This window comes from Hyalangium gracile (assembly GCF_020103725.1).
In the GTDB taxonomy this organism is placed as follows: Bacteria; Myxococcota; Myxococcia; order Myxococcales; family Myxococcaceae; genus Hyalangium; species Hyalangium gracile.
On record NZ_JAHXBG010000036.1, the window covers coordinates 83,623 to 108,137 of the forward strand.

23 protein-coding genes are annotated in these 24,515 nt (G+C 69.4%); 18 read left to right on the forward strand and 5 right to left on the reverse strand.

Annotation, left to right across the window (positions count from 1 at the left end; translation table 11 throughout):
- Nucleotides 1-79: 79 nt before the first annotated feature.
- The 8 genes from bamA (at nt 80) to KY572_RS42700 (ending at nt 8,058) form a co-directional block, all read left to right on the forward strand.
- Nucleotides 80-2,518, forward strand: a complete 2,439-nt coding sequence (gene bamA, locus KY572_RS42665; protein ID WP_224249519.1) for an outer membrane protein assembly factor BamA — start codon at nt 80-82, stop codon at nt 2,516-2,518.
- A 114-nt stretch (nt 2,519-2,632) separates the two neighbouring features.
- Nucleotides 2,633-3,226 (forward strand): OmpH family outer membrane protein, encoded by a 594-nt coding sequence (locus KY572_RS42670; RefSeq protein ID WP_224249520.1) that lies wholly within the window; start codon nt 2,633-2,635, stop codon nt 3,224-3,226.
- 14 nt (nt 3,227-3,240) lie between these two features.
- Nucleotides 3,241-4,305: a UDP-3-O-(3-hydroxymyristoyl)glucosamine N-acyltransferase gene (gene lpxD, locus KY572_RS42675; protein WP_224249521.1), complete on the forward strand. Its 1,065-nt coding sequence runs from the start codon at nt 3,241-3,243 to the stop codon at nt 4,303-4,305.
- Complete coding sequence (gene fabZ / locus KY572_RS42680; RefSeq protein WP_224249545.1) at nt 4,305-4,766, forward strand: 3-hydroxyacyl-ACP dehydratase FabZ; 462 nt, start codon at nt 4,305-4,307, stop codon at nt 4,764-4,766. The genes lpxD and fabZ overlap by 1 nt, the downstream gene beginning before the upstream one ends.
- Before the next feature lie 26 nt (nt 4,767-4,792).
- Complete coding sequence (gene lpxA / locus KY572_RS42685; protein ID WP_224249522.1) at nt 4,793-5,569, forward strand: acyl-ACP--UDP-N-acetylglucosamine O-acyltransferase; 777 nt, start codon at nt 4,793-4,795, stop codon at nt 5,567-5,569.
- A 9-nt stretch (nt 5,570-5,578) separates the two neighbouring features.
- Nucleotides 5,579-6,382, forward strand: a complete 804-nt coding sequence (locus KY572_RS42690) for an LpxI family protein (RefSeq protein WP_224249523.1) — start codon at nt 5,579-5,581, stop codon at nt 6,380-6,382.
- 174 nt (nt 6,383-6,556) lie between these two features.
- Nucleotides 6,557-7,585, forward strand: a complete 1,029-nt coding sequence (locus tag KY572_RS42695) for an OmpA family protein (protein WP_224249524.1) — start codon at nt 6,557-6,559, stop codon at nt 7,583-7,585.
- Nucleotides 7,586-7,608: 23 nt separating this feature from the next.
- Nucleotides 7,609-8,058, forward strand: coding sequence for a hypothetical protein (locus KY572_RS42700; RefSeq protein WP_224249525.1), 450 nt, complete (start codon nt 7,609-7,611; stop codon nt 8,056-8,058).
- A gap of 3 nt (nt 8,059-8,061) precedes the next feature.
- Here the strand turns inward: KY572_RS42700 and KY572_RS42705 are convergent, their stop codons facing one another.
- The 4 genes from KY572_RS42705 to lpxB form a co-directional block, all read right to left on the reverse strand.
- The gene (locus KY572_RS42705; RefSeq protein ID WP_224249526.1) at nt 8,062-9,723 is read right to left on the reverse strand and encodes a hypothetical protein; all 1,662 of its coding nucleotides are present in this window, start codon (nt 9,721-9,723) and stop codon (nt 8,062-8,064) included.
- 100 nt (nt 9,724-9,823) lie between these two features.
- Nucleotides 9,824-10,453 (reverse strand): MarC family protein, encoded by a 630-nt coding sequence (locus KY572_RS42710; RefSeq protein ID WP_224249527.1) that lies wholly within the window; start codon nt 10,451-10,453, stop codon nt 9,824-9,826.
- Nucleotides 10,454-10,458: 5 nt separating this feature from the next.
- Complete coding sequence (locus KY572_RS42715; protein ID WP_224249528.1) at nt 10,459-11,163, reverse strand: polyprenol monophosphomannose synthase; 705 nt, start codon at nt 11,161-11,163, stop codon at nt 10,459-10,461.
- Nucleotides 11,164-11,202: 39 nt separating this feature from the next.
- Nucleotides 11,203-12,357 (reverse strand): lipid-A-disaccharide synthase, encoded by a 1,155-nt coding sequence (gene lpxB, locus KY572_RS42720; protein WP_224249529.1) that lies wholly within the window; start codon nt 12,355-12,357, stop codon nt 11,203-11,205.
- 36 nt (nt 12,358-12,393) lie between these two features.
- Between lpxB and KY572_RS42725 the strand changes: the two genes are divergently transcribed.
- The 8 genes from KY572_RS42725 to KY572_RS47975 all read left to right on the forward strand — a co-directional run bounded on the left by KY572_RS42725 (nt 12,394) and on the right by KY572_RS47975 (nt 21,359).
- Nucleotides 12,394-14,298: a DUF4388 domain-containing protein gene (locus KY572_RS42725; protein WP_224249530.1), complete on the forward strand. Its 1,905-nt coding sequence runs from the start codon at nt 12,394-12,396 to the stop codon at nt 14,296-14,298.
- Nucleotides 14,299-14,303: 5 nt separating this feature from the next.
- Nucleotides 14,304-16,085, forward strand: coding sequence for an ABC transporter ATP-binding protein (locus KY572_RS42730; RefSeq protein WP_224249546.1), 1,782 nt, complete (start codon nt 14,304-14,306; stop codon nt 16,083-16,085).
- Nucleotides 16,082-17,236 (forward strand): PHP domain-containing protein, encoded by a 1,155-nt coding sequence (locus tag KY572_RS42735; protein WP_224249531.1) that lies wholly within the window; start codon nt 16,082-16,084, stop codon nt 17,234-17,236. The genes KY572_RS42730 and KY572_RS42735 overlap by 4 nt, the downstream gene beginning before the upstream one ends.
- Before the next feature lie 19 nt (nt 17,237-17,255).
- On the forward strand, nt 17,256-18,539 hold the full coding sequence (locus KY572_RS42740) for a 3-deoxy-D-manno-octulosonic acid transferase (protein ID WP_224249532.1): 1,284 nt from the start codon (nt 17,256-17,258) through the stop codon (nt 18,537-18,539).
- Entirely contained in the window at nt 18,536-19,615 is a 1,080-nt protein-coding gene (gene lpxK, locus KY572_RS42745; RefSeq protein ID WP_224249533.1) for a tetraacyldisaccharide 4'-kinase, read from the forward strand. Before KY572_RS42740 ends, lpxK begins: the two co-directional genes overlap by 4 nt.
- A gap of 61 nt (nt 19,616-19,676) precedes the next feature.
- The gene (locus KY572_RS42750; protein ID WP_224249534.1) at nt 19,677-20,690 is read left to right on the forward strand and encodes a bifunctional heptose 7-phosphate kinase/heptose 1-phosphate adenyltransferase; all 1,014 of its coding nucleotides are present in this window, start codon (nt 19,677-19,679) and stop codon (nt 20,688-20,690) included.
- Nucleotides 20,687-21,178: an adenylyltransferase/cytidyltransferase family protein gene (locus KY572_RS42755; RefSeq protein ID WP_224249535.1), complete on the forward strand. Its 492-nt coding sequence runs from the start codon at nt 20,687-20,689 to the stop codon at nt 21,176-21,178. The genes KY572_RS42750 and KY572_RS42755 overlap by 4 nt, the downstream gene beginning before the upstream one ends.
- Nucleotides 21,179-21,212: 34 nt before the next feature.
- Nucleotides 21,213-21,359 carry a Trm112 family protein gene (locus tag KY572_RS47975; RefSeq protein WP_317987975.1) on the forward strand — a complete coding sequence of 49 codons (147 nt, stop codon included), beginning with the start codon at nt 21,213-21,215 and terminating at the stop codon, nt 21,357-21,359.
- Here KY572_RS47975 and KY572_RS42765 read toward each other — a convergent pair.
- On the reverse strand, nt 21,339-22,451 hold the full coding sequence (locus KY572_RS42765; RefSeq protein WP_224249536.1) for a glycosyltransferase family 9 protein: 1,113 nt from the start codon (nt 22,449-22,451) through the stop codon (nt 21,339-21,341). The two genes, KY572_RS47975 and KY572_RS42765, sit on opposite strands and share 21 nt — an antisense overlap.
- Before the next feature lie 76 nt (nt 22,452-22,527).
- On the opposite strand from KY572_RS42765, the gene KY572_RS42770 reads away from it, so the two are divergent.
- On the forward strand, nt 22,528-23,406 hold the full coding sequence (locus KY572_RS42770; protein ID WP_224249537.1) for a YicC/YloC family endoribonuclease: 879 nt from the start codon (nt 22,528-22,530) through the stop codon (nt 23,404-23,406).
- Nucleotides 23,403-24,044: a guanylate kinase gene (gene gmk / locus KY572_RS42775; protein WP_224249538.1), complete on the forward strand. Its 642-nt coding sequence runs from the start codon at nt 23,403-23,405 to the stop codon at nt 24,042-24,044. Before KY572_RS42770 ends, gmk begins: the two co-directional genes overlap by 4 nt.
- Nucleotides 24,045-24,515: the final 471 nt, after the last annotated feature.

Here is a 24,515-nt window from a genome sequence, read left to right on the forward strand (position 1 = left end):
CTTTCTGTCCGCGCTTTTGGATTGAGGGACGCCGAACCTATCCCGTAGATTGCCCCGCCCTTTACAGGCCGATAGCCCCTTGAGGTCTCCCGTTCTGTCGCACAAGACTCTGCTTCCGCTGCTGGCGCTGACGTTGTGGGCGCTCGTTCCGTGCCGCGCGCTGGCGCAGGCACAGACGGGTGCGCCCGCCACGCCTCCCGCGACGGGAGCCCAGGCCCCTGCGCCCACCACTCCTCCCGAGGATGCCCCCGTGGACGAGCCGGCGGCGGACGAGGGCACGCGCGTCATCGAGGTCCGCATCGAGGGCAACCGCCGCGTCGAGGCCGAGGCCGTCCGCCGGGCCCTCGTGACGAAGCAGGGCGCCCTCTACGATCCGCTCCGCTCGGCCGAGGATCTCCGGGCCGTCTGGGGGCTGGGCTATTTCACGGACGTTCAGCTGCTGGTGCAGCAGCTTCCCAAGGGCGTGGCCTACGTGGTCCGCGTGCAGGAGCGGCCCTCCGTGCGCGCGGTGCGCCTGGTTGGCAACGAGGAGCTGAACAACGACGACCTGAAGGAGCAGATCGACGTCAAGGCCGCCACCATCCTGGACATGGACGCCGTGCGCTCCACGGTGAAGAAGATCCAGGAGAAGTACGTGGAGAAGGGCTTCTTCCTGGCGGAGGTGACGCACAAGCTCGAACTGGTCGACAACGGCGCCAACGTGGACGTCATCTTCGTCATCAACGAGCACGCCAAGGTGATGGTGAAGGAGATCACCTTCATCGGGGCGCAGCAGGTGAAGCCCACCGCGCTCAAGGACGTGATGATCACCAAGGAGGGCGGCTACTTCTCCTTCCTCACCGGCGAGGGCACCTACCGCGAGGAGGCCTTCCAGCGCGACCTGCAGGTCATCCAGGGCACCTACTACGATCACGGCTTCATCAACGTCCGGATCGACAAGCCCGTCATCTCCCTGTCGGCGGACAAGCGCTTCATCTTCATCACCATGAAGGTGACGGAGGGCGAGCCGTACGACATCGGCAAGGTGGACTTCGGCGGCGACCTCATCGTCCCCAGGGAGCGCCTGGCGGAGAAGATGACCACCACGCCGAAGGAGCGCTTCAACCGCACCAAGCTCTCCCAGGACATCCTGGCCCTCACGGACGTCTACTACGACGAGGGCTACGCCTACGCGAACATCAACCCCGTCACCTCGGTGAACGCGGACGACAAGACGGTGGACCTGACCTTCGACATCCAGAAGGGCCCGCAGGTCACCATCGAGCGTATCGACGTCATCGGCAACAGCAAGACGCGTGACCGGGTCATCCGCCGCGAATTGCGCGTGTACGAGGGCGAGCTCTACAGCGGCACGGGCGTGCGCCGCAGCCGCGAGCGCGTCACCGCGCTGGGCTTCTTCGAGACGGTGGACATCACCCAGAAGCCGGGCAGCGCGGACGACAGGATCGTCCTCCAGGTGGAGGTGAAGGAGAAGGCCACGGGCACCTTCCAGGTGGGCCTGGGCTTCTCCAACGTGGAGAACTTCATCTTCACGGCCCAGGTGTCCCAGAACAACTTCCTGGGGTGGGGCCAGAGCGTCTCGGCCTCCGCGCAGATCTCCGGCCTGCGCTCGCTCGTCCAGCTCTCGTTCTACGATCCGTACTTCCTGGATACCCAGTACCTGCTGTCTGCGGACTTCTACCGGGTGGACTCGGACTACGACGGCTTCACCCGTAGATCCACCGGCGGCAGCATCTCGCTGGGCTACCAGTTCGTGGACGACGTGCTGGGCACCATCGGCTACACGCGCGAGTACGTGGACGTGGAGGCCAGCTCCTCGCTGGGCGCGGTGCTGCTGGCCAACCAGTTCCTCAGCGGCGTCACCAGCGCCGCGCGCCTGTCGCTGTCCTTCGATCGCCGCGACAACCGCCTCTTCCCCTCGCGCGGGTTCATCCACTACGGCTCGGTGGAGTTCGCTCCGGCGCTGCTGGGTGGCACCTTCCTGTTCACCCGCTACACGGCGTACTCGCGCCTCTACTTCCCCATGCCGCTGGGCTTCGTCTTCAAGACGAACGCCACGGTGGGCTACATCCAGCAGCTCGACGCGGACAACCCGCTGCCCATCTCGGAGCTCTACTACCTGGGCGGCATCAACACCGTGCGCGGCTACTTCCTGCGCAGCATCAGCCCCTCGCTCACGGTGCCGCGCTCGGACAACCCGGACGCCACCGTCACCGAGTTCCGCACCGGCGGCAACAAGCAGCTCATCCTCAACCTCGAGCTGGAGTTCCCCGTCTTCGAGAAGGCCGGCATCCGCGGCGTGCTCTTCTACGACGCCGGAAATGCTTTCGGTGCCAACGAGCGTTTCTTCCAGGACCGGCAGGACAAGGTGCCGCTCGGTCTCTTCCACTCCGTGGGCTTCGGGTTCCGCTGGTTCTCTCCAGTCGGTCCCCTGCGCTTCGAGTGGGGATTCCCGCTGACCCGGCGGCCGGAAGATGAGGCCTACCAGTTCGAGTTCACCATCGGCAACTTCTTCTGATTTCTGATAAGGCGTCCTGCCCGGTGCTCCGGGCGCCCCCCTACCCAGGGGGGTGTTGAAGAACCGCTGGGGACGGACGTCGGAGCCAGTAACACCCCCTTAGGAGCCGTTGACATGTCGCTTCGAAGCACCCTGGCGGCCGTGGCCGCCACCCTGACGCTCGCCCTCCCGCTCGCTGCCTCCGCGCAGAACATGAAGCTGGGCTACGTGGACTACCAGCGGGTCCTCCTCGAGGTGGAAGACGGCAAGTCCGCCAAGACTCGTCTCCAGAAGTGGCTCGATGACCGCCAGAAGGAGATCGACAAGGAGCAGGAGTCGCTTCGCAAGGAGAAGGAGCTCCTGGACAAGCAGGCCAGCGCGATGAGCGAGGACACGCGCATGCAGAAGGCCTCGGAGCTCCAGAAGAAGGTCATCGACCTGACCCAGAAGTGGGACCGCTACCGCGCCGAGGCCGCCAACCGCGAGCGCCAGGAGATGGAGCCCATCATCGGCAAGATCGATCAGGTCATCGAGTCGATTGCCCGCCGCGACGGCTTCACCTTCATCTTCGAGAAGCGTGACTCGGGCCTGGTGTACGCGCAGACGCAGTACGATCTCACCAACGAGGTCATGCGCAGCTACAACGCCCTGCCGAAGAGCGCTCCGGCGCCCAAGGCCGCCCCGGCGCCGAAGGATGCCCCGGTCGCGAAGGACGCGCCGAAGAAGTAGGGGCGCTGACCGCCGTGAACCGCGCGTCCACGCCGCGCCGGCTCGGAGAGCTCGCCACCCACGTCGGGGGCGAGCTGCTCGGAGACTCCGGCCTGCTGATCCATGGCCTCAACGGGCTCGCCGAGGCGGGCCCTGGGGATGTGTCCTTCTACGGCAACACGAAGTACCGCCGTCAGTATGAGACGACCCGAGCCTCCGCCGTCCTGGTGGGCTCGGACGCGCCGCCCCGCGACGGGGTGGCGCTCATCCGGGTGCCCAACCCGCACCTGGCCTTCGCGCGGCTGCTGACGCTCTTCCATGCGCCGGCGCGGCCCGCGGCCGGAGTCAGCTCCCAGGCGTACATCCACCCGCAGGCGCGGGTCCACCCGGAGGCCACGGTGATGGCGGGCGCCACGGTGGAGCAGGGCGCCAGCGTGGGCGCTCGCTCGGTGCTCTACCCGGGGGCCTACGTGGGAGCGGCCGCCAGCATCGGCGAGGACTGCCTGCTGTACCCCAACGTCACGGTGCGCGAGCGCTGCGTGGTGGGCTCGCGCGTCATCCTCCATGCCTCGTGCGTGGTGGGCGCGGACGGCTTCGGCTTCGCGTTCGACGCCGAGGGCGAGGACGGGCCCCAGCACTACAAGATCCCGCAGGCGGGCATCGTCCGCATCGAGGATGATGTGGAGGTGGGCGCCTGCACCTGCATCGATCGGGCGACGCTGGGCGAGACGGTCATCGGCCGTGGGACGAAGATCGACAACCTGGTGCAGATCGCGCACAACGTGAAGGTGGGCCCGCTGTCGCTCATCTGCGCGCAGGCGGGCGTGTCGGGCTCGGCGGAGCTGGGCACGGGGGTGGTGCTGGCGGGGCAGGTGGGGGTGGTGGGCCACATCCGGGTGGGGGATCTCGCGAAGGTGGGAGCCCAGTCCGGAGTGGCGCATGACGTGGAGGACGGGCAGATCGTCTCCGGCAGTCCGGCGATCCCTCACCGCGAGTGGCTGAAGGCCTCGGCGGCGATGGGGCAGCTGGGAGATCTGCTCAAGGAAGTGAGAGCCCTGCGCCGCAGGGTGGAGAGCCTCGAGAAGGAGAAGGGCAAGTGATGGACATTCGAGAGATCCAGCAACTGCTGCCCCACCGCTACCCGTTCCTGCTGGTGGACAAGGTGGTGGAGATCGTCCCCGGCCAGAAGCTGACGGCCTACAAGAACGTCACCATCAACGAGCCCTTCTTCAACGGCCACTTCCCGGGGCACCCGGTGATGCCGGGGGTGCTCATCCTGGAGGCGCTGGCGCAGGCCTCGGCCATCCTCGCCTACAAGAGCGAGAACATGAACCCGGAGAGCAAGGTCACCTACCTGATGGGGGTGGACAACGCGAAGTTCCGCAAGCCGGTGCTCCCGGGGGACAGGCTGCAACTGGGCATCGAGGTGCTGCGCCACAAGGGCGTCATCTGGAAGACCAAGGGCACGGCCACGGTGGACGGAGTGAAGGTGGCCGAGGGCGAGTTCCTGGCCACGGTGGTGGACAAGGACACTCAGGCCGCCGGAGAGCAGGCGCCCTGAGCGGGCGGGACGGAAGGAGAGAAGGCATGGCTCAGGTTCACCCCACGGCGGTGGTTCACCCGGACGCCCAGCTCCACGAGACGGTGGAGGTAGGACCGCTCTCGGTCATCGGGCCCAAGGTGCGGATTGGTGCAGGAACGCGCGTGGGCCCCCACGTCGTCATCGAGGGGCGTACGACGCTGGGCGAGCGCAACCGCGTGTTCCAGTTCTCCTCCCTGGGCGCCGCGCCGCAGGATCTCAAGTACGCGGGCGAGGACACGGAGCTGGTCATCGGCGACGAGAACCAGATCCGCGAGTTCACCACGCTGCACATCGGCACGGCGGGAGGCGGGGGCGTCACCCGGATTGGCAACCGGAACCTGCTGATGGCCAACAGCCACGTGGCCCATGACTGCGTGGTGGGCAACGGCTGCATCCTGGCCAACAGCGCCGCGCTGGGCGGACACGTGGTGGTGGAAGACCACGTCATCTTCTCGGGGCTGACGGCGGTCCACCAGTTCACGCGCATCGGCAAGCACGCCTTCGTGGCGGGCGGGGCCATGGTGGTGATGGACGTGCCCCCGTACTGCATGGCCCAGGGTGACCGGGCGGAGCTGGTGGGGCTGAACATCGTGGGCCTGGAGCGCCACGGCTTCAGCGAGGCGCAGATCGGCCGCATCAAGGAGGCGTACAAGATCCTCTTCCGCTCCAAGCTGCAGATGGCGGAGGCGGTGGCGCGCCTGAAGGCGGAGTTCGGCGGCCAGCCGGAGATCGAGCACCTCCTCGAGTTCATCAGCCAGAGCAAGCGCGGGCTGACGCGGTAGGCCCTCGCGGTGGAGCGGATCGGCCTCATCGCCGGCAACGGCCAGCTGCCCTTCCTCTTCGCCCGCGAGGCGCGCGCCCGGGGGCTGGAGGTCATCGCCGTGGCGCACCGGGGCGAGACGGATCCGGCGCTGGAGGCGGAGGTGGCGGGCTTCACCTGGGTGCGGCTCGGGCAGGTGGACCGCATCGTCCGCACCTTCCAGAAGGCCCACGTGGCGCGCGCGGCCATGGCGGGTGGCATCGGCCGGGTGAAGGCGCTGACGGAGGCTCGGCCGGACCTGGGCGCGGTGCGCATCATCTCGCGGCTGCGCAGCTTCCGGGACGACACGCTGCTGCGCGCCATCGCGGACTACTTCGAGTCCCACGGCGTGACGATCGTCGCGCCCACGGACTATCTCTCCCAGGTGCTCTGCCCGGTGGGGCTGCTGGCGGGGCCGGCGCTGCACCCGGCGCAGGAGAAGGACGTGGCGCTGGGGGTGGAGGTGGCGGCGCTGCTCGGCAAGGCGGACGTGGGGCAGACGGTGGTGGTGCGCAACGGACACGTGCTGGCGCTGGAGGCGGTGGAGGGCACGGACGAGACCATCCGCCGTGGCGGCAAGCTGGGCGGCAAGGGCGCGGTGGTGGTGAAGCGCTGCAAGCCCGGGCAGGACCTGCGCTTCGATCTGCCCGCGGCGGGGCCTCGCACGCTGGAGGTCATGCGCGAGGTGGGCGCGAGCGTGCTGGCGCTGGAGGCTGGCCGCACGGTGCTTCTGGACGCGCCCCAGCTCTTCAAGGCCGCCGAGTCCGAGAACATCACCGTGGTCGGCGTCTCCTGAACCTCCACCCTTGAAAATGGTGGCGGGAGTGAAGGTGTCGGCTGCCCGTCACATGCGGCGGCTGGGGACCCCATTCCCTGAATTCGAGCGACGTCCTACCGTCGCACCCCTGGGAATTCTCCCGGGCGGAGACGCTGTTGCCCCTCGCCCGGCATGTCCGAGGTCGCCGATCCGATGACTGCTCGCCTCCTCCTGATCTGCCTTGCCCTCGCCTCCCTGCCTGCCCTGGCGGGGGATGCCATCCAGGTCTCCGCCTCGAACCGCATGGCGCTGGGACAAGGGATGCCGTCGCTGGAGATCCAGATCCTGGAGCCCATCGCCGGCTACGAGGTGAAGCTGAAGCGCTCGGATGGGAAGACGTTCGAGTTCAAGGGCACCGGGCAGCCAGGCACCACGCGCACCATCCCCCTGGAGCAGCCGGAGGGGAAGTTCCACTACGAGGGCGAGCTGACGCTGCGCTTCAAGGGCCGGGGCGTGGAGCCGGGGACGATGCCGCTGGCCTTCGACACGGAGCTGCTGGGGCCGCTCAAGCTGGACGTGAAGAAGGAGGACCTGGACCTGGAGGCGCGCAAGCTGCGCTTCCGGCTGTCGCGGCCCGCGGGCTACGCGAAGGTGACGGTGCTGATGGACACCGGGCGCCACGCCTTCGACGGGACCGTGAAGTTCAACGGCGAGCCCGCCGGCACGCCGCTGGAGCTCACCTGGCAGAAGCTGGACGGCAAGGTGATGAAGATCTCGCTCCAGGCCTATGACACCTCGGACTTCTACACCAGCGTGGAGCTCTTCCCGTGGCGGCTGGACATCCCCCACGAGGAGGTGAACTTCCCCACGGGCAGCGCGGAGATCCCGGCGGCGGAGCGGGCCAAGCTGGACAAGAGCCTCAAGCTCCTGGAGGACGCGGTGACGCGCTACGAGCGGATCACCGCGCTGCGCCTCTACATCCTGGGCCACACGGACACCGTGGGGGACACGGCCGCCAACCGCGACCTGTCCCTGCAGCGGGCGCGCAGCATCGCGTCGTACTTCCGCAAGCAAGGCGCCCGGCTGCCCATCTACTTCGAGGGCTTTGGCGAGCAGGCGCTCCGCGTGGTGACGCCCGACGAGACCGCCGAGGGTGGCAACCGCCGCGCCGAGTACATCATCTCGGTGGAGGACCCGGTGCTGACGAACGCTCCCTTCGAGCCGCAGTGGAGAAAGTTGTAATGCCTTCCTGGAGGAACCGACGGATGAACCGACTCGTTCTCGCCACCACGCTCGGCCTCGCGGTCGTGGGCTGTGCGCACACGACGCCCTCCGCGCAGCTTGCGCAGGAGGAGGACGCCAAGTGCGCCCTGGTCCGCACGCTGCTGAGCGAGCCGGTGCCCTCGCGGCACATGGGCGAGCTCGAGGCCGAGGGGCGGGAGGCGCCCGTCCCGGTGGCCGTCTTCGTGCGCGATGCGGAGCAGGGGATGCTCGAGCGCTTCTTCGTGGGGGACTCGCCCTCGTGTGGAGACGAGCAGTTCCACGTGGTGCGGCAGCTCGGGCGCCAGGGGCTGGTGCTGTACCTGGAGGAGACGAAGGAGGGCTACGCGTACGACGCGCGTCGAGCCGGCCCGGAAGAGCTGTCGATGGGCGGCGCTCCGCAGGGCGTGGTGCGGCGCAAGGCCGAGGGCGGCTGGGTGGCCGCGAGCGACTGACGCTCAGTCCTTGCGGAGCATCATCACGTAGGGCGGTACCACGCGGACCACGTGGAAGTGCTCGCGCAGGTACTGGTCGAGGTAGTTCGAGCCCTGATTGACCGACTCGTTGGGCTCGAAGGAGCGGCCGGTGATGCCCGAGAGGATGACCACGCGTGTGCCCGAGGACTTGATCTCCTCGGCCATGCGCTGCTGGACGTCGAGCCGGTTGATGACGTTCGGATCGAACTGCATGTAGCGCGTGGCACCCACCCGGTCGGCGAAGAAGTACAGGTCCATCTCGTTGACGAAGATGAAGCTGTGGTCCAGCAGGCCCACGTAGATGGGATCCTGGGGCGAGCGGGTGTGCTCCGCGATGAACTTGAGGACCTCCAGGCGACTGCCGGCGGCGGCGACCTCGCGACCGCTGGCGCGCTCGAACCCCGGCGGCTGCGGCGGCGGGTGGTACGGAGGCGTCAGCATGTAGCCGCGGACGGGGCACAGGGCCGCGCCGAAGATGAGCACCGCGAGGGGCCATCGCCATAGGGCGCCCTCGGTCAGGCGCAGTTCCCAGACGCCGATCATGACCAGGGCCGGCGCCACCGTGTAGACGGCGTGGAAGATGTCCGTGCGGCCCACCATCTGCGGGATGACTCCGAGCGAGAGGGCCCCGACCAGCGCCGCTCCGAGCCGTCCCTTGGCCCCAGTTCGGCCGGGAAACACCACGGCGAGCGCGGCGAGCGCTGGCCCGAGCAGGGTGAGGCCCACGGCGCCCTCGAACGGCAGATGCATGACGACGGGGAGCCGGAACGGCAGTCCGCGGCCCTCCGCCAGCGGTAGGAGCGGAGGCATGGGCAGGTCACGCGCGGGCAGCACATAGCGCGCCTGGTCGAACACGAGATCATCCAGGACCAGCTTGGGGCCCGCGAGCACGAACCACGTCCCCCAGAAGGGGATGATCGCCAGGGCCAGACCGGCGGCGAGCCACGGAGCCCAGGCCCACGCGGGCCGCACCTCCGGGCGCCAGGCGCGCTGCTTGAGCGCGACGGCGAGCACTCCCGCCGCGGCGGCGGCAGCGAACAGGCCGAACAGATCGTGCCGCATCCAGCTCACGGCGCCCAGGGCCACGCCCGCGACCACGTACGCGCCCCGGCTTCCCCTGTCCCGGGCGTGCATGACGAGCACGAGCGCCAGGAGCGCCCCATGGACCGCGAGGACATAGGCGTAGGCCTCGGTCTGGATGACCGTGAGCCAGAGGGTGACCAGGCCCGCCGCGACGGACGAGAAGCGCTGCCCCGCCACCTGCCCGGCGAGCCGCCCGGCCCAGAGCCCCGCGGTCGCGCGAGCCACCAGCCCGACCCACCGCTCGACGGCTACCGACGGCCCGAAGACCTTGAACAGGGCCGCCAGCAGCATGAAGGTGCCGGGCGGGTAGTTGGAGTAGAAGTCCCGGTAGGGCACCTTGCCGGCCAGCATGAGCTGGGGATCGGTCAGCAGGATGCCCTCGTCATAGAAGCCCACGGGCAGGTCCATCTTCCGCCACAGCGCGCGCAGCGCGGCGAACCAGACCACCCATCCCGCCGCGTCGAGCACCAGGCGAAGGATCCAGGCGAGCCTCGCGCTCCGGGTCGGGGCGGAAGGCTCGGAGCCGCCGCGAGGAGAGGACGGAGGAGGGGAGACGCTCATGGAACCGGGACCCGAGGCGGACGAGGCGGTGCTGCCGTGCCCTCGTACCATCAGTGTGGCCGGAGGTGCCTCGATTTTGTGGCGGACGCCCGCGGCGGAATCAGAGCCCCAGCAGGTCCTTCGCGCCGTCGGCCATGAACTGCACGGCGATGGCGGCGAGGATGAGCCCCATCACGCGCTCGAGGATGGCGACACCGGAGTTGCGGAGCACCCGCTGCACCAGGTGCGAGGCGCGCAGGATGAAGTAGCTGGCCACGAACGTGAGCACGATGGCCGCGAGCACCGGCAAGGCCATCAGCAGCGTCTCGCCCTTGGACATGAGCACCATGGCGCTGGCGATGGCGCCGGGGCCGGCCAGCAGGGGCATGGCCAGCGGCACGAGCGCCACGTCCTCCTTGGCCACGCCCTCCTGCTCCTCGGTGCGGCTGGTGCGCGTCTCCGAGGGCCGTGCGCGGAGCATGTCCAGGGAGGTGATGAGCAGCAGGATGCCGCCCGCCACTCGGAACGCGGCCAGCGAGATGCCGAACACCTGGAAGATGAGCCCCCCGAAGATGGCGAAGAAGAGCAGCAGGCCGCCGGCCACGATGCAGGCGCGCAGCGCCGTGCGGCGCATCTTCGTCTCCGAGTCCCCCGCCGTGATGGCCAGGAAGATCGGCACCACTCCAATGGGGTCCACCACGAAGAAGACGGCGGAGAGCGAGACGAGGAAATGGGTCAGGTAGACGCCCATACCCGTCACACGGTCAGGCGCAGCTTCCAGACCATGGTGAGCGCCTCGAGGAAGATCTTCCGGCTCATCTTCGACTGGCCCACGCGGCGATCCTCGAAGACGATGGGAATCTCCCGGACGGTGAAGCCCTTCTTGAGCGTGCGGTAGGTGAGCTCGATCTGGAAGGCGTAGCCGGTGCTCTGCACCTGGTCCAGGCCGATGGTCTCCAGCACGCGGCGGTGGAAGCACTTGAAGCCGCCGGTCAGGTCATGGACGCCCACGCCCAGGATGGTGCGCGCGTAGAGCGAGCCGCCCTTGCTGATGATCTGCCGTCCGACGCCCCAGTTCACCGTGCCGCCGCCGGTGACGTAGCGCGAGCCGAGCACCAGGTCCGCGCCGGCCTCGGCGGCATCCAGCAGGGCTGGCAGGTAGCGCGGGTCGTGGCTGAAGTCCGCGTCCATCTCGATGATGTACGTGTAGCCCTCGGCGAGCGCCCAGCGGAAGGCGGCGAGGTAGGCGCGGCCCAGGCCCTCCTTCTTCTCGCGGTGCAGCACCCGGATGCGCGGCTCCTTCGCCGCGAGCGTGTCGGCGATCTTCCCGGTGCCGTCGGGCGAGTTGTCATCCACGACGAGGATGTCCACGCGGGGCTCGGCTTTGAGCACCGCCTGGGTGATGGGCTCCAGGTTGTCCGCTTCGTTGTAGGTGGGGATGCAGACCAGCGCTCGGTTCATGGCGCGGCGGGACATAGCAGAGCCACGGGCGGGATGACTTCAAACTTTGGAGGCGGGGGGCAGCAACTCCAGCACGGCCTCCGCGGCTCGCTCGGCGGCGCCCGGGCCTCCCAGGCGGCCACGTACCTCCTCCAGCCCTCGGAGCATCTCCTCCCGGGGTGGGCCTGGATCCCACACGCGGCGGACCTCCGAGGCGATGCGCTCCGGCGTCATCTCTCCCTGGAGGAGCTCTGGCACGAGCCGGCGGCCCGCGAGCAGGTTCACCAGGGCCACATGGGCGACCTTCAGCATGAGCCTGCCCACGAGGTAGGTGACGAGCGACACGCGATAGATGACCACCAGCGGGCGCTGCATGAGCCCCGCCTCCAGCACCGCCGTCCCGGAGGCGACGATGGCCGCGTCGCTGGCGCCCACCACCTCGGGAGCGCGGCCCTCGATGAGGCGGGGGGACAGGCCGCTCCCTTCGAAGCGCGACACGATCTCCTCGCGCGGGATGGTGGGCGCGACGGGGACGACGATCTGCAGGCCTGGGCGCTCGGACGACAGCTGCTTCGCGGCGCTCACCATGGTGGGCAGCAGGCGGCGGATCTCGCTCATCCGGCTACCCGGCAGCAGGGCGAGCGTGGGGGCGTCGGTGGCGAGCCCCAGGCGCTGGCGGAAGTCGGTGGCGCTGGCGGGGGCGGGGACCTGCTCCACGACGGGGCTGCCCACGTAGCGCGCGTCGACGCCGGAGTTCCGATAGAAGTCCACCTCGAAGGGGAGGATGCAGAGCATCCGGTCCACGAGCTGGCGGATGACCTTCACCCGGCCCTGGCGCCAGGCCCAGATCATCGGGGACACGTAGTAGGCGACCGGGATTCCGAGGGCTTTGAGCTTGCGGGCCAGCCGCAGGTTGAAGTCGGGGATGTCCACGAGGATGGCGCACACGGGGCGGCGCTCGGCGGCGGCGGCGGCGATGCCTCGGAGGACCTGGAGGATGCGGGGAATCTTGGGGACCACCTCGGTGATGCCCATGACGGACACCTCGTGGGCCCCATAGAGGAGCTCCACGCCGCGTGCGGCCAGCTTCGAGCCCCCCATACCGAAGAACCGGAGGTCCGGGCGCCGGGCCTGGAGGGCGGCGACGAGCTCGGAGGCGTGGGAGTCGCCGGAGGCCTCACCGGTGACGACGAGGATCTGCGGGGGGGAGTTCATCGGAGGCGCGCATCGTAACTGAAGCGGGGCGGGCAAATGTGTACACTCCGGGCGCCCTTGAAGACGCTCCTGCTCGCCGAGAGCCACCCCCCCACGCTCGAGCACCTCACCGGGCTGCTCGCCCAGGCCGGTTACACCGTGAGTCCGGTGTCCGACGCGGTGTCGGCCATGGAGCACTTCGTGGCGGGCAATCCGGACGTGGTGGTGCTGGGGGTGGACCTGCCTCGGCTGGAGGGCGCCCATGTAGGGCAGCTCATCCGCAACCACAGCCAGGGTGGGCGTGTTCCCATCATCGCCATCGACAAGGGGCACCTGGGCAAGGCGCGAGGCGTGGCGGCGGTGCTGGGCCTGAAGGTGAACGCCTACGTGCAGGACCCGCTCAAGCCGGGCGAGCTGGTGTCCAGGATCGACGAGCTGGTGAAGGCGGCGGAGTCGGTGGCGCCCACGCAGGGCATCCAGGCGATGCTCGCCCGCCCGGCGGTGACGACGGGGGAGCTCCGGGGCTACCCGCTGCCGGAGCTGGTGCACCTGCTCTACCGGCAGCGGCGGGACGGGGTGCTGGTGGTGGCGTACCGGGACCTCACGCGTCGGGTCTTCTTCGCCCGAGGCGGGGCGGTGAGCTGCGACTCCTCGGCGCGGCAGGACGCGCTGCCTGGCTTCCTGCTGGACCGCGGGATCGTGACGGAGGCCCAGGCGGAGATCGTCGTGCAGGCGCTCGGCTCGGGGCTGCGCATCGGCGCGGCGCTGGCGGATGCGGGGGTGGAGGCGGCGGGCGAGGAGCTGCTGGAGATCCTCCGGGACTACACGCGCTCGCGTCTGGCCCAGGTGGTGGGGATGCGCGAGGGGCGCTTTGCCTTCTACGCGGGGGACGAGTTCCAGCGCGAGGTGGCCACGGTGGACATCCCCGCGCTGGCGCCGGTGCTGGACGGAGCGCGCAGGATGATGCCGCTCAAGGTGCTGGCGGCGCCGCTGCGCAGGTACATGGGAGAGTTCCCCGTGCGCTCGCAGGAGTTCGCCAAGGATCTGCAGGTGCTGGGGCTGGACACGGACGATCTGAAGATCGCCATGCAGATCAACGGGCGGCTGTTGCTGCGGGATCTGCTGGCGCACGGGCGAGGCGACCTGCGGCGCGGGTACTCGCTGCTGTGGTTCCTGCGGCTCACGGGGGCGGTGACGTTCTCGGCGACGCCGGTGGCCACGGAGGGGGCGGCGCTCTCGGCGGGGCCGGAGGTGATCGCCCCGCGCAAGCGCAAGTCACTGCCGCCGGAGCTGGCGGCGTCGCTGCGGGAGGGCGCGGTGAAGATCATCACCAGCAGCTACTTCCACAGCCTGGGGCTGGACATCGCCGCGGACATGGAGGCGGTGGAGCGCGCCTACCACGAGACGGCGATGAAGTTTCACCCGGACAACTACGCCGAGTACGACCTGTCGGACCTGAAGGATCTGCTCGACTCGGTGCAGGAGAAGCTGTCCGCGTCGTACCGGGTGCTCTCGGCGGAGGACAAGCGCAAGGCGTACCTGCAGTACGTGCTGGGGAAGATGGAGGTGAAGGGGCGGGTCAACGCCATCAACGTGGAGGCGGAGGTGCTCATCCGCCGCGGGGAGTCGTACCTGCGGCGCAAGAACTACCGGATGGCGCTCCAGCTCTTCGAGGAGGCGGTGGCGCTCAACCCGCGCGAGCCCGAGTACTACTCGTACCTGGCGTGGGCGACGTACCACGCGGCGCTGGGGCCGCTGAAGGATCGAGCCAAGGAGGCGCAGAAGGTGCTCAAGCGGGCGCTGTCGCTCAACGCGTCGCTGGAGCGGGCGCAGATCATCTCGGCCATCATCGAGAATGACCTGGGAGATGCGACGGCGGCGCGCAAGCGGCTGTTGAGGGTGCTGGAGCTCAACGCGAACTCGAAGCTCGCCAAGGCCGCGCTGCGCAAGGTGGGCCGCTGATGAGCATGTCGGCGGTGCTGCTCCGCCTGCTGCGCTACGCACGGCCGCACGTGAGCGTGCTCGTGGCGGCGTTCGCCTGCATGGCGGTGCTGGGGCTGGGCACGGGCACGTACGCGTACCTGATGGGGCCCGCGCTCCAGTTCCTGCTGTCCGGAGGCACGGAGGGCTTCGGTGGGGCGCACGCGGTGCCCTGGCTGTCGAGCCTGCCGCGCGAGGCCGCGCTGTGGGGCTTCCCGCTGGTGGTGGTGCTCGTCGGGGTGGTGAAGGGCGTGGGGTACCTGGGGCAGTTCTACTTCATGGGGCTGTTCGCGCAGCGGGTGGTGAAGGACTTGCGGCGAGAGCTGTTCCAGCGGCTCACCGCGCTGTCGCCCTCGCAGCTCTCGAAGGAGCGGGTGGGGGATCTGCTCAGCCGCTTCTCCACGGACATGACGGCGGTGGAGTGGGCGGCGATGTACACGGTGGGCTCGTACCTGCGGGACACGCTGCAGGTGCTGGTGCTGGCGGGAGTGGCGCTGGCGATGAGCCCGCTGTTCGGAGGGCTGATGCTGGCGGTCATCCCGCTGGCGGCGCTGCCGGCCTCTCGGCTCACCCGGAAGGCGCTGCGGAGGACGAGGGAGGGGCAGACGCAGCTGGGGCAGCTCGCGGGGCAGCTGCACGAGGGGCTGGGAGGCCTGCGGACGATCCAGGCCTTCAACGGACAGGCGGCGGAGCTGGCGCGGTTCGCGGCGCACACGAAGGCGCATGAGAAGGCGGTGGTGAGCGCGGCGTGGGCTCGAGGGGCGGTGCCGGGAGTGATGGAGGTGCTGGCGGCGGCGGCGCTCGCGGGGACCCTGGCCTACGCGGCGGCCACGCAGGCCATGGAGCCGGGGGCGCTGCTCTCGCTGATCACGGCGGTGATCCTCGTCTATCAGCCCGTGAAGGACCTGGGCCGGGTCACCCAGTTCGCGATGCAGGCGGGCGTCTCGGGCGAGCGGCTCTTCGCGCTGCTGGACCTGCGCCATCCGGTGGAGGATCCGCCGGGAGTCCAGCCGGCGCCGCCGCTGAGGCAGGGCCTCCAGCTGAAGGCCGTGAGCTTCTCCTATGGCCAGCGCCGGGCGCTGGAGGGACTGACGCTGGAGCTGCCGGTGGGCAAGGTGACGGCGCTGGTGGGCCCGAGCGGGAGCGGCAAGAGCACGGTGACGACCCTGCTGCTGCGCTTCGAGAAGCCCCAGGCAGGCCACCTGCTGCTGGACGGAGTGGAGGCGGACGGCTACCAGGCGGCGAGCGTGAGGGCGCAGTTCGCGCTGGTGACGCAGGAGCCGCTGCTCTTCTCGGGAAGCGTGCTGGACAACCTGCGCTTTGGCCGGCCGGAGGCGACGCTCGAGGAGGTGGAGGCGGCGGCGAGGGTGGCCCACGCGGACGGCTTCATCCGGAACCTGCCCGAGGGGTACGAGACGCGCATCGGGGAGCGAGGCGTGACCCTGAGCGGCGGGCAGCGTCAGCGCCTGTGCATCGCGCGGGCGGTGCTCTCCCGTGCACCGGTGCTGGTGCTGGACGAGGCGACGAGCAGCCTCGATCCGGAGAGCGAGCGGGAGGTGCAGGCCGCGCTGGCGGCGGTGCTGCCGGGGAGGACGGCGCTGGTCATCGCGCATCGGCTCTCCACGGTGACGGGAGCGGACGTCATCCATGTGATGGAGGCGGGGCGCGTCGTGGAGAGCGGCACCCACGCGGAGCTGCTCCAGGCGGGAGGCGCCTATGCGGCGCTGTGGGCCCTGCAGACCTCGGGAGCCGAGCGGGGGGCGGCGTGAGGCCGGCGGTGGTGGTGGGCAAGCTGCTCCGGGCGCTGCTGGGGCTCGTGCTGCTGCTGCTGGGGTTCGCGGGCTTCTTCACGTGCGCGGCCGCGGGAGTCGACTACCCGGTGGTGCCTCCGAGGGAGGGAGTGCAGGAGTGGCCGCGAGGCGCCTTCCACGTGCACACCACGCGATCGGACGGACGCGGAACCGTGGAGGAGGTGGCTCAGGCGGCCCGAGCGGCGGGACTCCAGTTCGTGCTGCTCACGGACCACAACGACTTTGGCCCGCGTGAGCCGGTCTTCATCGGGGGCGTGCTGATGGTGCCGGCGGTGGAGATCTCCGCGGGCGCCGGACACCTGGTGGCGTTCGGCATGCAGACGCCGCTGGATGGTCCGAGGGCGCGGCAGGAGGGCGTGAGCGCGGTGGAGGCCGCGGGCGGGGTCAGCGTGCTGGCGCACCCGGTCCAGAAGAAGAACCCGTGGAGGGACGCCGAGGGAGCACGGCGAGCCAGGGGCTTCGAGCTGTACTCGGCGGACACGTTCTTCCGGGAGGCACTCCGCAGCCCGTTCTCGAGGCTGATCCCTGCGGTGGGGGCGTACTTCGGCAACCCCGTGCACGGGGTGATGCTGCTGGTGACGCCGCAGCCCGAGAGCACGGAGCGGCTGCTCGAACTCACCCGCGAACGGTCTCGGCTGGCGCTGTGCTCGCATGACGCGCACGGGTGGCCGCGCTACGAGGACGTCTTCCGCTCCCTGGCCATGTACCTGCCACCGGCGGCGCTCTCCGAACCGCTGTCGACGGACCCTCGGACGGCGCAGACCCAGGTCATGCGAGCGCTGGCGGGTGGGCAGGCCCTCTGCGCCTTCCGAGCGCTGGGAGACCCCACGGGCTTCGCGCTCGAGGGACCACTGACGGAGCAGCGGGAGGCGAGGGTCGGAGATGTGCTGACAGTGCGCCTGCCGCCGCACCCACCTGGGAGCGTCCGAGTGGAAGTCTGGGGAGCGGGCCGGCTGCGACCGGATGGGACGTCCATCGAGCTGGTGGAGGAGGGAGCGGTGCAACTCGAGGTGTGGGTGCTGGCGCCTGGGAGGCTCTTCGGCTCGGAGTGGAGGCCCTGGATCGTCCCGAGTCCGGTACGTGTGCTGCCGCGAGGCTCGGGCATCTGATAGAGGACGCGGCGCGCCCATGCGCCTCCTGTACATCCTCGCCAGCTATGTGCTCTTCGCGGTCCTGTTCCCGGTGCTCTCGGTGTACCGGAAGACACGGCATGGGCTGATGCAGCGGCTGGGCTTCTACGCGCCGGAAACGTTGCCGCAGGGCTCGGGCCCGATGCTCTGGCTCCACGGAGCGAGCGCGGGGGACCTGCTGGCGCTCTCGCCGATGTTCGGGCCGCTGCGGGAGCGCTTTCCGGGCTGTCGGATCCTGCTCTCCACGACGACGAACACCGGCTATCTGATGGCGAGGGACCGGCTGGCGAAGCAGATCGATGGAGTGGTGTACGCGCCGTACGATCTCTGGGGAGCCACGAGGAGGGCGGCGCGGGCCATCCGTCCGGACCTGCTGGTGCTGGAGTACACGGAGATCTGGCCCAACCTGATCCGGGCGGCGAAGCGGAGCGGAGCCCGGGTGGTGATGACCAACGGGCGCTTCTCGCCGAAGAACGAGGGGAAGTACCGGCTGTTCTTCTCGCTGATCGGCAACCCGCTGAGAGACCTGGACCTGTTCCTGATGCGTCAGGAGGAGGAGGCCGAGCGGGCTCGGAACCTGGGAGCGCCGAGCGAGCGGGTGTGGGTGACGGGCAACACGAAGTTCGACGCGCTCGCGGTGGCGCCCGCGAAGGAGGACGAGGCGCTGCGGCGCGCGCTGGGGCTGGCGGAAGGCGCGCGGGTGCTGATGGCGGGCAGCACGCACGAAGGGGAGGAGGAGCACCTCCTGGCGGTGTACCGGCGGCTGCTGCCGACCTACCCGGATCTGCGGTTGGTGATCGCGCCGAGGTACATCGACCGAGCGGGGCGCATCGCGGCGCTGGCGAGGGAAGCAGGGCTGACGGTGGGGCTGCGCTCGCAGGAGAGCCGGGAGGGCGGGCAGGTGGTGGTGCTCGATACGATCGGTGAGCTGGCGCGAGCGTACCGGCTGGCGACGCTGGTGTTCGTGGGCGGGTCGTTCACGAAGCGGGGAGGGCAGAACATCCTGGAGCCTGCGGGGCAGGGGAAGCCGGTGCTCTTCGGGCCGCACATGGACAACTTCCGGGACAGCGTGCAGGTGCTGGAGGGGCGAGGAGGCATCCAGGTGAAGGATGCGGAGGAACTCTTCCAGAAGGTCTCGGAGCTGCTGGCACAGCCGGATCGGCTCGGGGCGCTGGGGGAGCAGGCACGGGAAGTGGTGAGCCAGATCTCGGGAGCAAGTCGGCGCAACGCGGAGCACATGGCAAAGCTCTTCGAGCACGCGCGGGAGCGGAGCGCGAAGTGAGCTCTGGCCTGGTGAGAGCAGAGCCGCCAGACGCGCCCACGGCAGTGGAGCGGCTCTTCTATCCATCCGAGCCTGAGTCCTGGAATCGGCGCCTGTTGCTGGCACCTGTGACGGCACTGTCCTGGGGTTACGGGCTGGGAGTCCGGCTCCGGGGAGCGCTCTACGACGCGCAGGTGCTGAGCGGAGAGCTGGTGGAGGGGCTCCGTGTCATCTCGGTAGGCAACCTGAACGTGGGAGGCACGGGGAAGACACCGGCGGTGCTGCACCTGGCGGGGATGCTGGTGCGCGCGGGCCGCAAGGTGGGAATCCTGACGAGAGGCTACGGACGCCAGTCGACAGAACCTCTCACCTTCACGGGCACGGAGCCACTCCCCTCCGTCGAGCAAGCGGGTGATGAACCCCTCCTGCTGGCACGTCGCTGCCCGGAGGCCCGGGTGCTGGTGGGGGCGGATCGACGCGAGCTGGCAAGGCGAGCCCGAGACGAGTTCGGACTCGAAGTGGTGCTGCTGGACGATGGTTTCCAGCACCGGCGTCTGGCGCGGGACGAGGACGTGGTGGTGGTGGACGAGGCGGCGGGTTTCGGGAACGGCAGGATGCTGCCGAGAGGCCCCTTGCGAGAGCCGCTCTCCGCGCTGCGAAGGGCCACGCTCTTCTGGGTGCGGAGCGCGAGTGCCCCTGGCCCGCGGCTTCCTCCTCTCCCGGGCCCTCAGGTCCGGACGCGCTACGAGCCCACGGCCTGGGTGGATCCCTCGGGAGCGCAGCATCCACCGGAGGCGCTGACAGGGGTGCCCGTGGTGGCCATGGCGGGGCTGGCCCGTCCGGGGAACTTCCTGCGGACGCTGAGACAGCTCGGAGCGGTCATCCAGGACGCGGCCCTCTACCCGGATCACCATCGGTTCACGGCGAGCGAGCTCCGGGACGTCGAGGCACGGGCCGCGAGGCACGGAGCGAGGGTGGTGACGACGGAGAAGGACGCGGTGCGTCTGCCCCGGGAGTTCGAGGCCTGGACGGTTCGGCTGGGCGTGGAAGTGCTGGAGGGGGAGGACCTGCTGCGCAAGGCGTTGGGCCTGCTCTGAGCGCGAACAGTGCCCCGGCCGACTTGAGGGGCGCGGGAGGCTATGGGACAAAGCGCCCGCCATGTCCGCCGCCTCGACCGCCCGTGCGTTTCGCGCACTGCCCCAGCTCCCACAGACCTTCGCGCGCCGGAGGGTGCTGCTGGTCGGGGATCTCGTTGCCGACCACTACATCTACGGGCAGACGGATCGGGTGAGCCGCGAGGCGCCGGTGCTCATCGTCCGGTACGAGTCCTCGGAGGTGAAGCTGGGCGGAGGTGCGAACGTCGCGGCGAACATCCGAGCACTCTCGGGACAGGTGACCGCGGTAGGAGTGCTGGGAGCCGACGAGATGGGGCGAGCGCTGCGCCAGCAATTCGACGCTGCGGGCATCCGCCTGAGCGCGGCCAGCGCGAAGGGAATCGAAACAGAAACGAAGACGCGCATCCTGGCCGGTGGAATCAACACCACGCGGCAGCAGATGCTCCGGGTGGATCGAGGGCAGAGAGGACCGCTCCCGCCGCGCGTGCGCAAGATGCTCGCCCGGCATGTCGAGGAGGCTGCGAAGGATGCTGACGCGGTGGTGGTCTCCGACTACGGCGCGGGAGTGGTGGGGGACGAGGTGCGCGAGGTGCTGCGGAAGCTGGCGGGGGATGGGCTGCCGGTCTGCGTGGACAGCCGCTACGCGCTGGCCTCCTTCTCGGGAGTGACGGTGTGCAAGCCCAACGAGCCCGAGCTGGAGGTCCTCTCGGGACGGCCGGTGCGCAGCGAGGCGGATCTGATGGAGGCGGGGCACGCGGCGGTGAAGCGGCTCGGTTGCCGCGCGCTGCTGGTGACGAGGGGGCGGCACGGGATGGTGCTCTTCGACGCGGAAGGCGGGGTGGACAGTATCCCGGTGCACGGAGCGAAGGAGGCGGTGGACGTCACGGGGGCGGGAGACACGGTGATCGCGACCTTCTCGCTGGCGCTGGCGGCGGGGGGCACGTTTGGAGAGGCCGCGCGGCTGGCGAACGTGGCGGGAGCGCTGGTGGTGCAGAAGCAGGGGACGGCCACGGTGTCCCGGGAAGAGCTTCTCGGCGAGCTGCGGAGCGCACGATGAACACGCTGGACAAGATTCGGACGTTGGCCCAGGTCGCGGAGGAGCGCGAGCGGTGGCGCGCGGAGGGGCGCACGGTGGCCCTGGCCAACGGCATCTTCGATCTGCTGCACGTGGGGCACGTGCGGTACCTGCAGGGGGCGAGAGCGCTCGCGGACGTGCTGGTGGTGGCGGTGAACTCGGATGCCTCCACGCGGGCATACAAGGGGCCTGGGCGGCCCTACATCCCGGAGGCGGAGCGGGCGGAGCTGGTCGCGGCGCTCGAGTGCACGGACCGGGTGCTCCTCTTCGACGAATCGAACGTGAGGAGCGTCATCCGGGCGCTCAAGCCGGATCTGCACGTGAAGGGCACGGACTACACGCCGGACTCCATTCCCGAGGCGGACGAGGTGAGGGCCTACGGCGGGCGCACCGCGGTCGCGGGGGATCCGAAGAACCACAGCACCACGGAGATTGCCCGGCGCACGGGTCGCGAGGGCGGGAAAGGCTAGGACGCCCGTGACGCTGAGCGAGCAGGTGAAGGCGGTGCTGGCGTGCCCGGTGTGCAAGGGCCCGCTGGAGCTTCACGAAGACCGGAGCGAAGTCTGGTGCCTCCGGTGTCGGCTTGCCTGGCCCATCCGGGAAGACGTGCCGGACCTGGTCCCGGGAAGCTCACGTCCGCTGAGACACTGACGGAGCTTCGGCGAGGTGGGTGGCGAAGGAGCGGACTTCCTCGAAGACACGCTCCTCCAGGCCGGTGCCGGCCGCGACCACGGGAGTGAGGTCCACCATGCGGTGCGGCGGCTGGGGGTGTCCCCATCGCTCCATGTCGATACGGAGGAAGAGCCCCAGGGTGGGAGCGCCCACGGCCACCGAGAGGTGCATCGGGCCGGTGTTGTTGGTGACGGTGAGCCGAGCGGCACGCATGAGGGCCGCGAGCTCATCCAGGTTGGTGCGAGGGGCCATGCGTGCCCCTGGAGCGCCTTGCACGACGGTCTGAGCCAGGGCCTCCTCGCCGGGACCCCAGGTGACGATGGGCACCCTCCCGACGGAGAGCAGCGCCCGTGCGGCCGCGGCAAAGGCCTCCGGAGGGATGCGGCGCCAGCCCAGGCGTCCACCCGGATTGATGACGGCACAAGGCCCGCTGGCCTCGCGCCGCAGATACTCGCGGAAGCCGTCAGTGATGTTCGGCTCGCGGAACGACAGGGTCTCGATGATGCCGCCCCGCGTCAGGGGAGTGAGCAGGTGGGCGCGCTGGGACGCCTCACGGCGGGTATCGGGACGAGCGGGAACCGACAGGGAGTGAAGGAGGTGGACAGGCCACACCCGAGGGCCAATGACCACCGCGTTGGGCCCGACGAGCCGGGAGATCAGGGCGGAGGTGACGGAAGGAGTATCCCAGTTGGCGCAATCCACCACCGTGTCATAGCCCTCGCGACGCAGGGCCCGGATGCCAGGCGCGAGCGGCCCCATCCACAGCCGCCGGCGGTCGAAGGCAAGGACGGCGTCCGCGTCGGGATGCCCGGCGAGAGCGCGAGCGACCTTGGAGTGCACGAGGACATGCACCTGGGGGACGGGACTGGGCAGGGCCTTCAAGGTCCGGAGCAGAGGGGTGGTGAGGAGCGCCTCGCCCACGCGGTTGTCGGGCCGGACGAGGAGGATCTTCCTGGGGGTGGGGAGCACCGCATCGGCGGGACGTCTGCGTCCGGGCCGCCAGAGGAGGAGGGAGGCCACGAGTGCCAGCAGGAGCTTGGCCCACAACTCGAGCCGCTTGTACCAGGGCATGGGGGGGCGCACCTTACCAGAGGGGAAGCGAGCAGGCGGCTTGACCTGATGACGAAAAGCCCCTACCAACCGGGCAATGCTCAAGAGCATGACGGGATTCGGAGCCGGACGTGCGCGCGTCGGAGACGAGGAGTTCTCCGTCGAACTGCGCTCGCTCAACCACAAGTTCTGCGAGGTGAAGGCTCGACTCCCCAGGGAGCTGTCCACGCTGGAGCCCGTTCTGACGAAGCAGGTGAAGGACCGGCTCGCCCGCGGCTCGGTGGAACTGCACGTGAGGCGGCAGACGGCCACGGCGTCAGGGACGGTACCCATGGTGGACGTGGCCCTCGCCCGTGAGTACGCGCGAGCCTTTCGCGAGCTGGCGGAGGCGCTGGGCGCTCCCGCCGACATCTCCTGGGCGCAGGTCGCCACGCAGCCGGGGGTGGTGAAGCTCGAGGAGAAGGGAATCGATCTGGAGTCGGCCACCCAGGCCGTCCATGGGGCGCTGGAGCAGGCGCTCACCGCCCTGGAGCAGATGCGCCAGGTGGAAGGCGAGGCCATCTGGGCGGATCTGGACGCTCGCCTGAAGCTCATCGAGGGGTGGAGCCGGGAGGTGGCGGCGCTCGCGCCCAAGGCCGTGGAGGACTACCGGCAGCGCCTCTCGGAGCGTGTGGCCGAGCTCGCCCGAGGCGTCGCGGTGGATCCGCAGCGGCTGGCGCAGGAGGTGGCCATGTTCGCGGAGCGCACGGACATCGCCGAGGAGGTGACGCGGCTGGCGAGCCACCTCGAGCAGTTCCGAGCCCTCATGGCGAGCAGCGAGCCTGCTGGCCGCCGAATGGATTTTCTCGTCCAGGAGATGCACCGCGAGGTGAACACGACGGGCTCCAAGAGCCAGCACGCGGAGAGCTCCGCGCGCGTGGTCTCGATGAAGGCCGAGGTCGAGCGCATCCGCGAACAGGTGCAGAACGTCGAATGACCGAGCCCACCCTCCATCCAGGTCTGCTGCTCGTCCTCTCCGCGCCATCGGGCGCGGGGAAGACGTCGTTGGCCCACCGGCTGCTCAAGGAGCTGCCGGGCACCATCTTCTCGGTGAGCATCACCACGCGAAGGCCGCGTGGGAAGGAGCAGGACGGCGTCGACTACCACTTCGTGGACGTCGCCACCTTCCAGCAGAAGATCGAGCGCGGCGAGTTCGTCGAGTGGGCCGAGGTCCACGGCCACTTCTATGGAAGTCCGCAGTCGGTGGTGGAAGAGGCCCGGGCCCGCCGAGGCGTGGCCGTCTTCGACATCGACGTTCAGGGCGGGCAGGCAATCAAGCGCAAGCACCCTGACGCGGTGCTCGTGTTCGTGCTGCCTCCGTCCATGGAGGAGCTCGAGCGGCGCCTGCGTGATCGAAAGACGGACTCGGACGAGACGATCCGCCGGCGCATGCTGGCCGCCCGCTCGGAGATCGAGCGAGGGATCGCGTCCTACGACTACATCGTGGTGAACGATGATTTCGAGCGCGCCTTCCACGAGCTCCGCTCGGTGGTGGTGGCGGAGCGCTGCCGGAGGGGGAGGGTGGACCTCTCCATGATGAAGCTGGAGAAGCTCCCGGCGGATCCGGCCCGTTGAGAAGAGCGGGAAATAGGAGACTTGGGGTCCAGAGTTTCCCTACACACCAGGGGCTGGCAGCAACGGACTCCTGAGAACACGATGGCCTACTAGGTACTTGCGTTGATCGGGCAGTTGGTGGATAAGCCGAATACTTCGCGGGTTTGAGCGGTTCCTCCGATCAGACCTCGAAGAGCAGGACCCCGAGTTCGGGGGGAGGAAGTCGGCGGGCGGTGGCGTGGTGGATGGGTGATTCTGCTTCACGGGAAGCAGGGCCGGTGTCGGATCCTGAGCGGTAGAATGAAGCCGCGAAACAGGGTGTTGACACAGAACGCGGCAACGAAGTAGAAGCCGCGCCCCCTCGACAGGACAGCGAAGCGGAAGTGACGCTGTCCGGAAGAAATCGAGGCCCCAAAAAATTGAATAAGTCACCGGTTGACGGCGGCAGCGGCAAAGAGGTAGAAGCCGCGCCCCTCCGGACGAAAGAAGGGA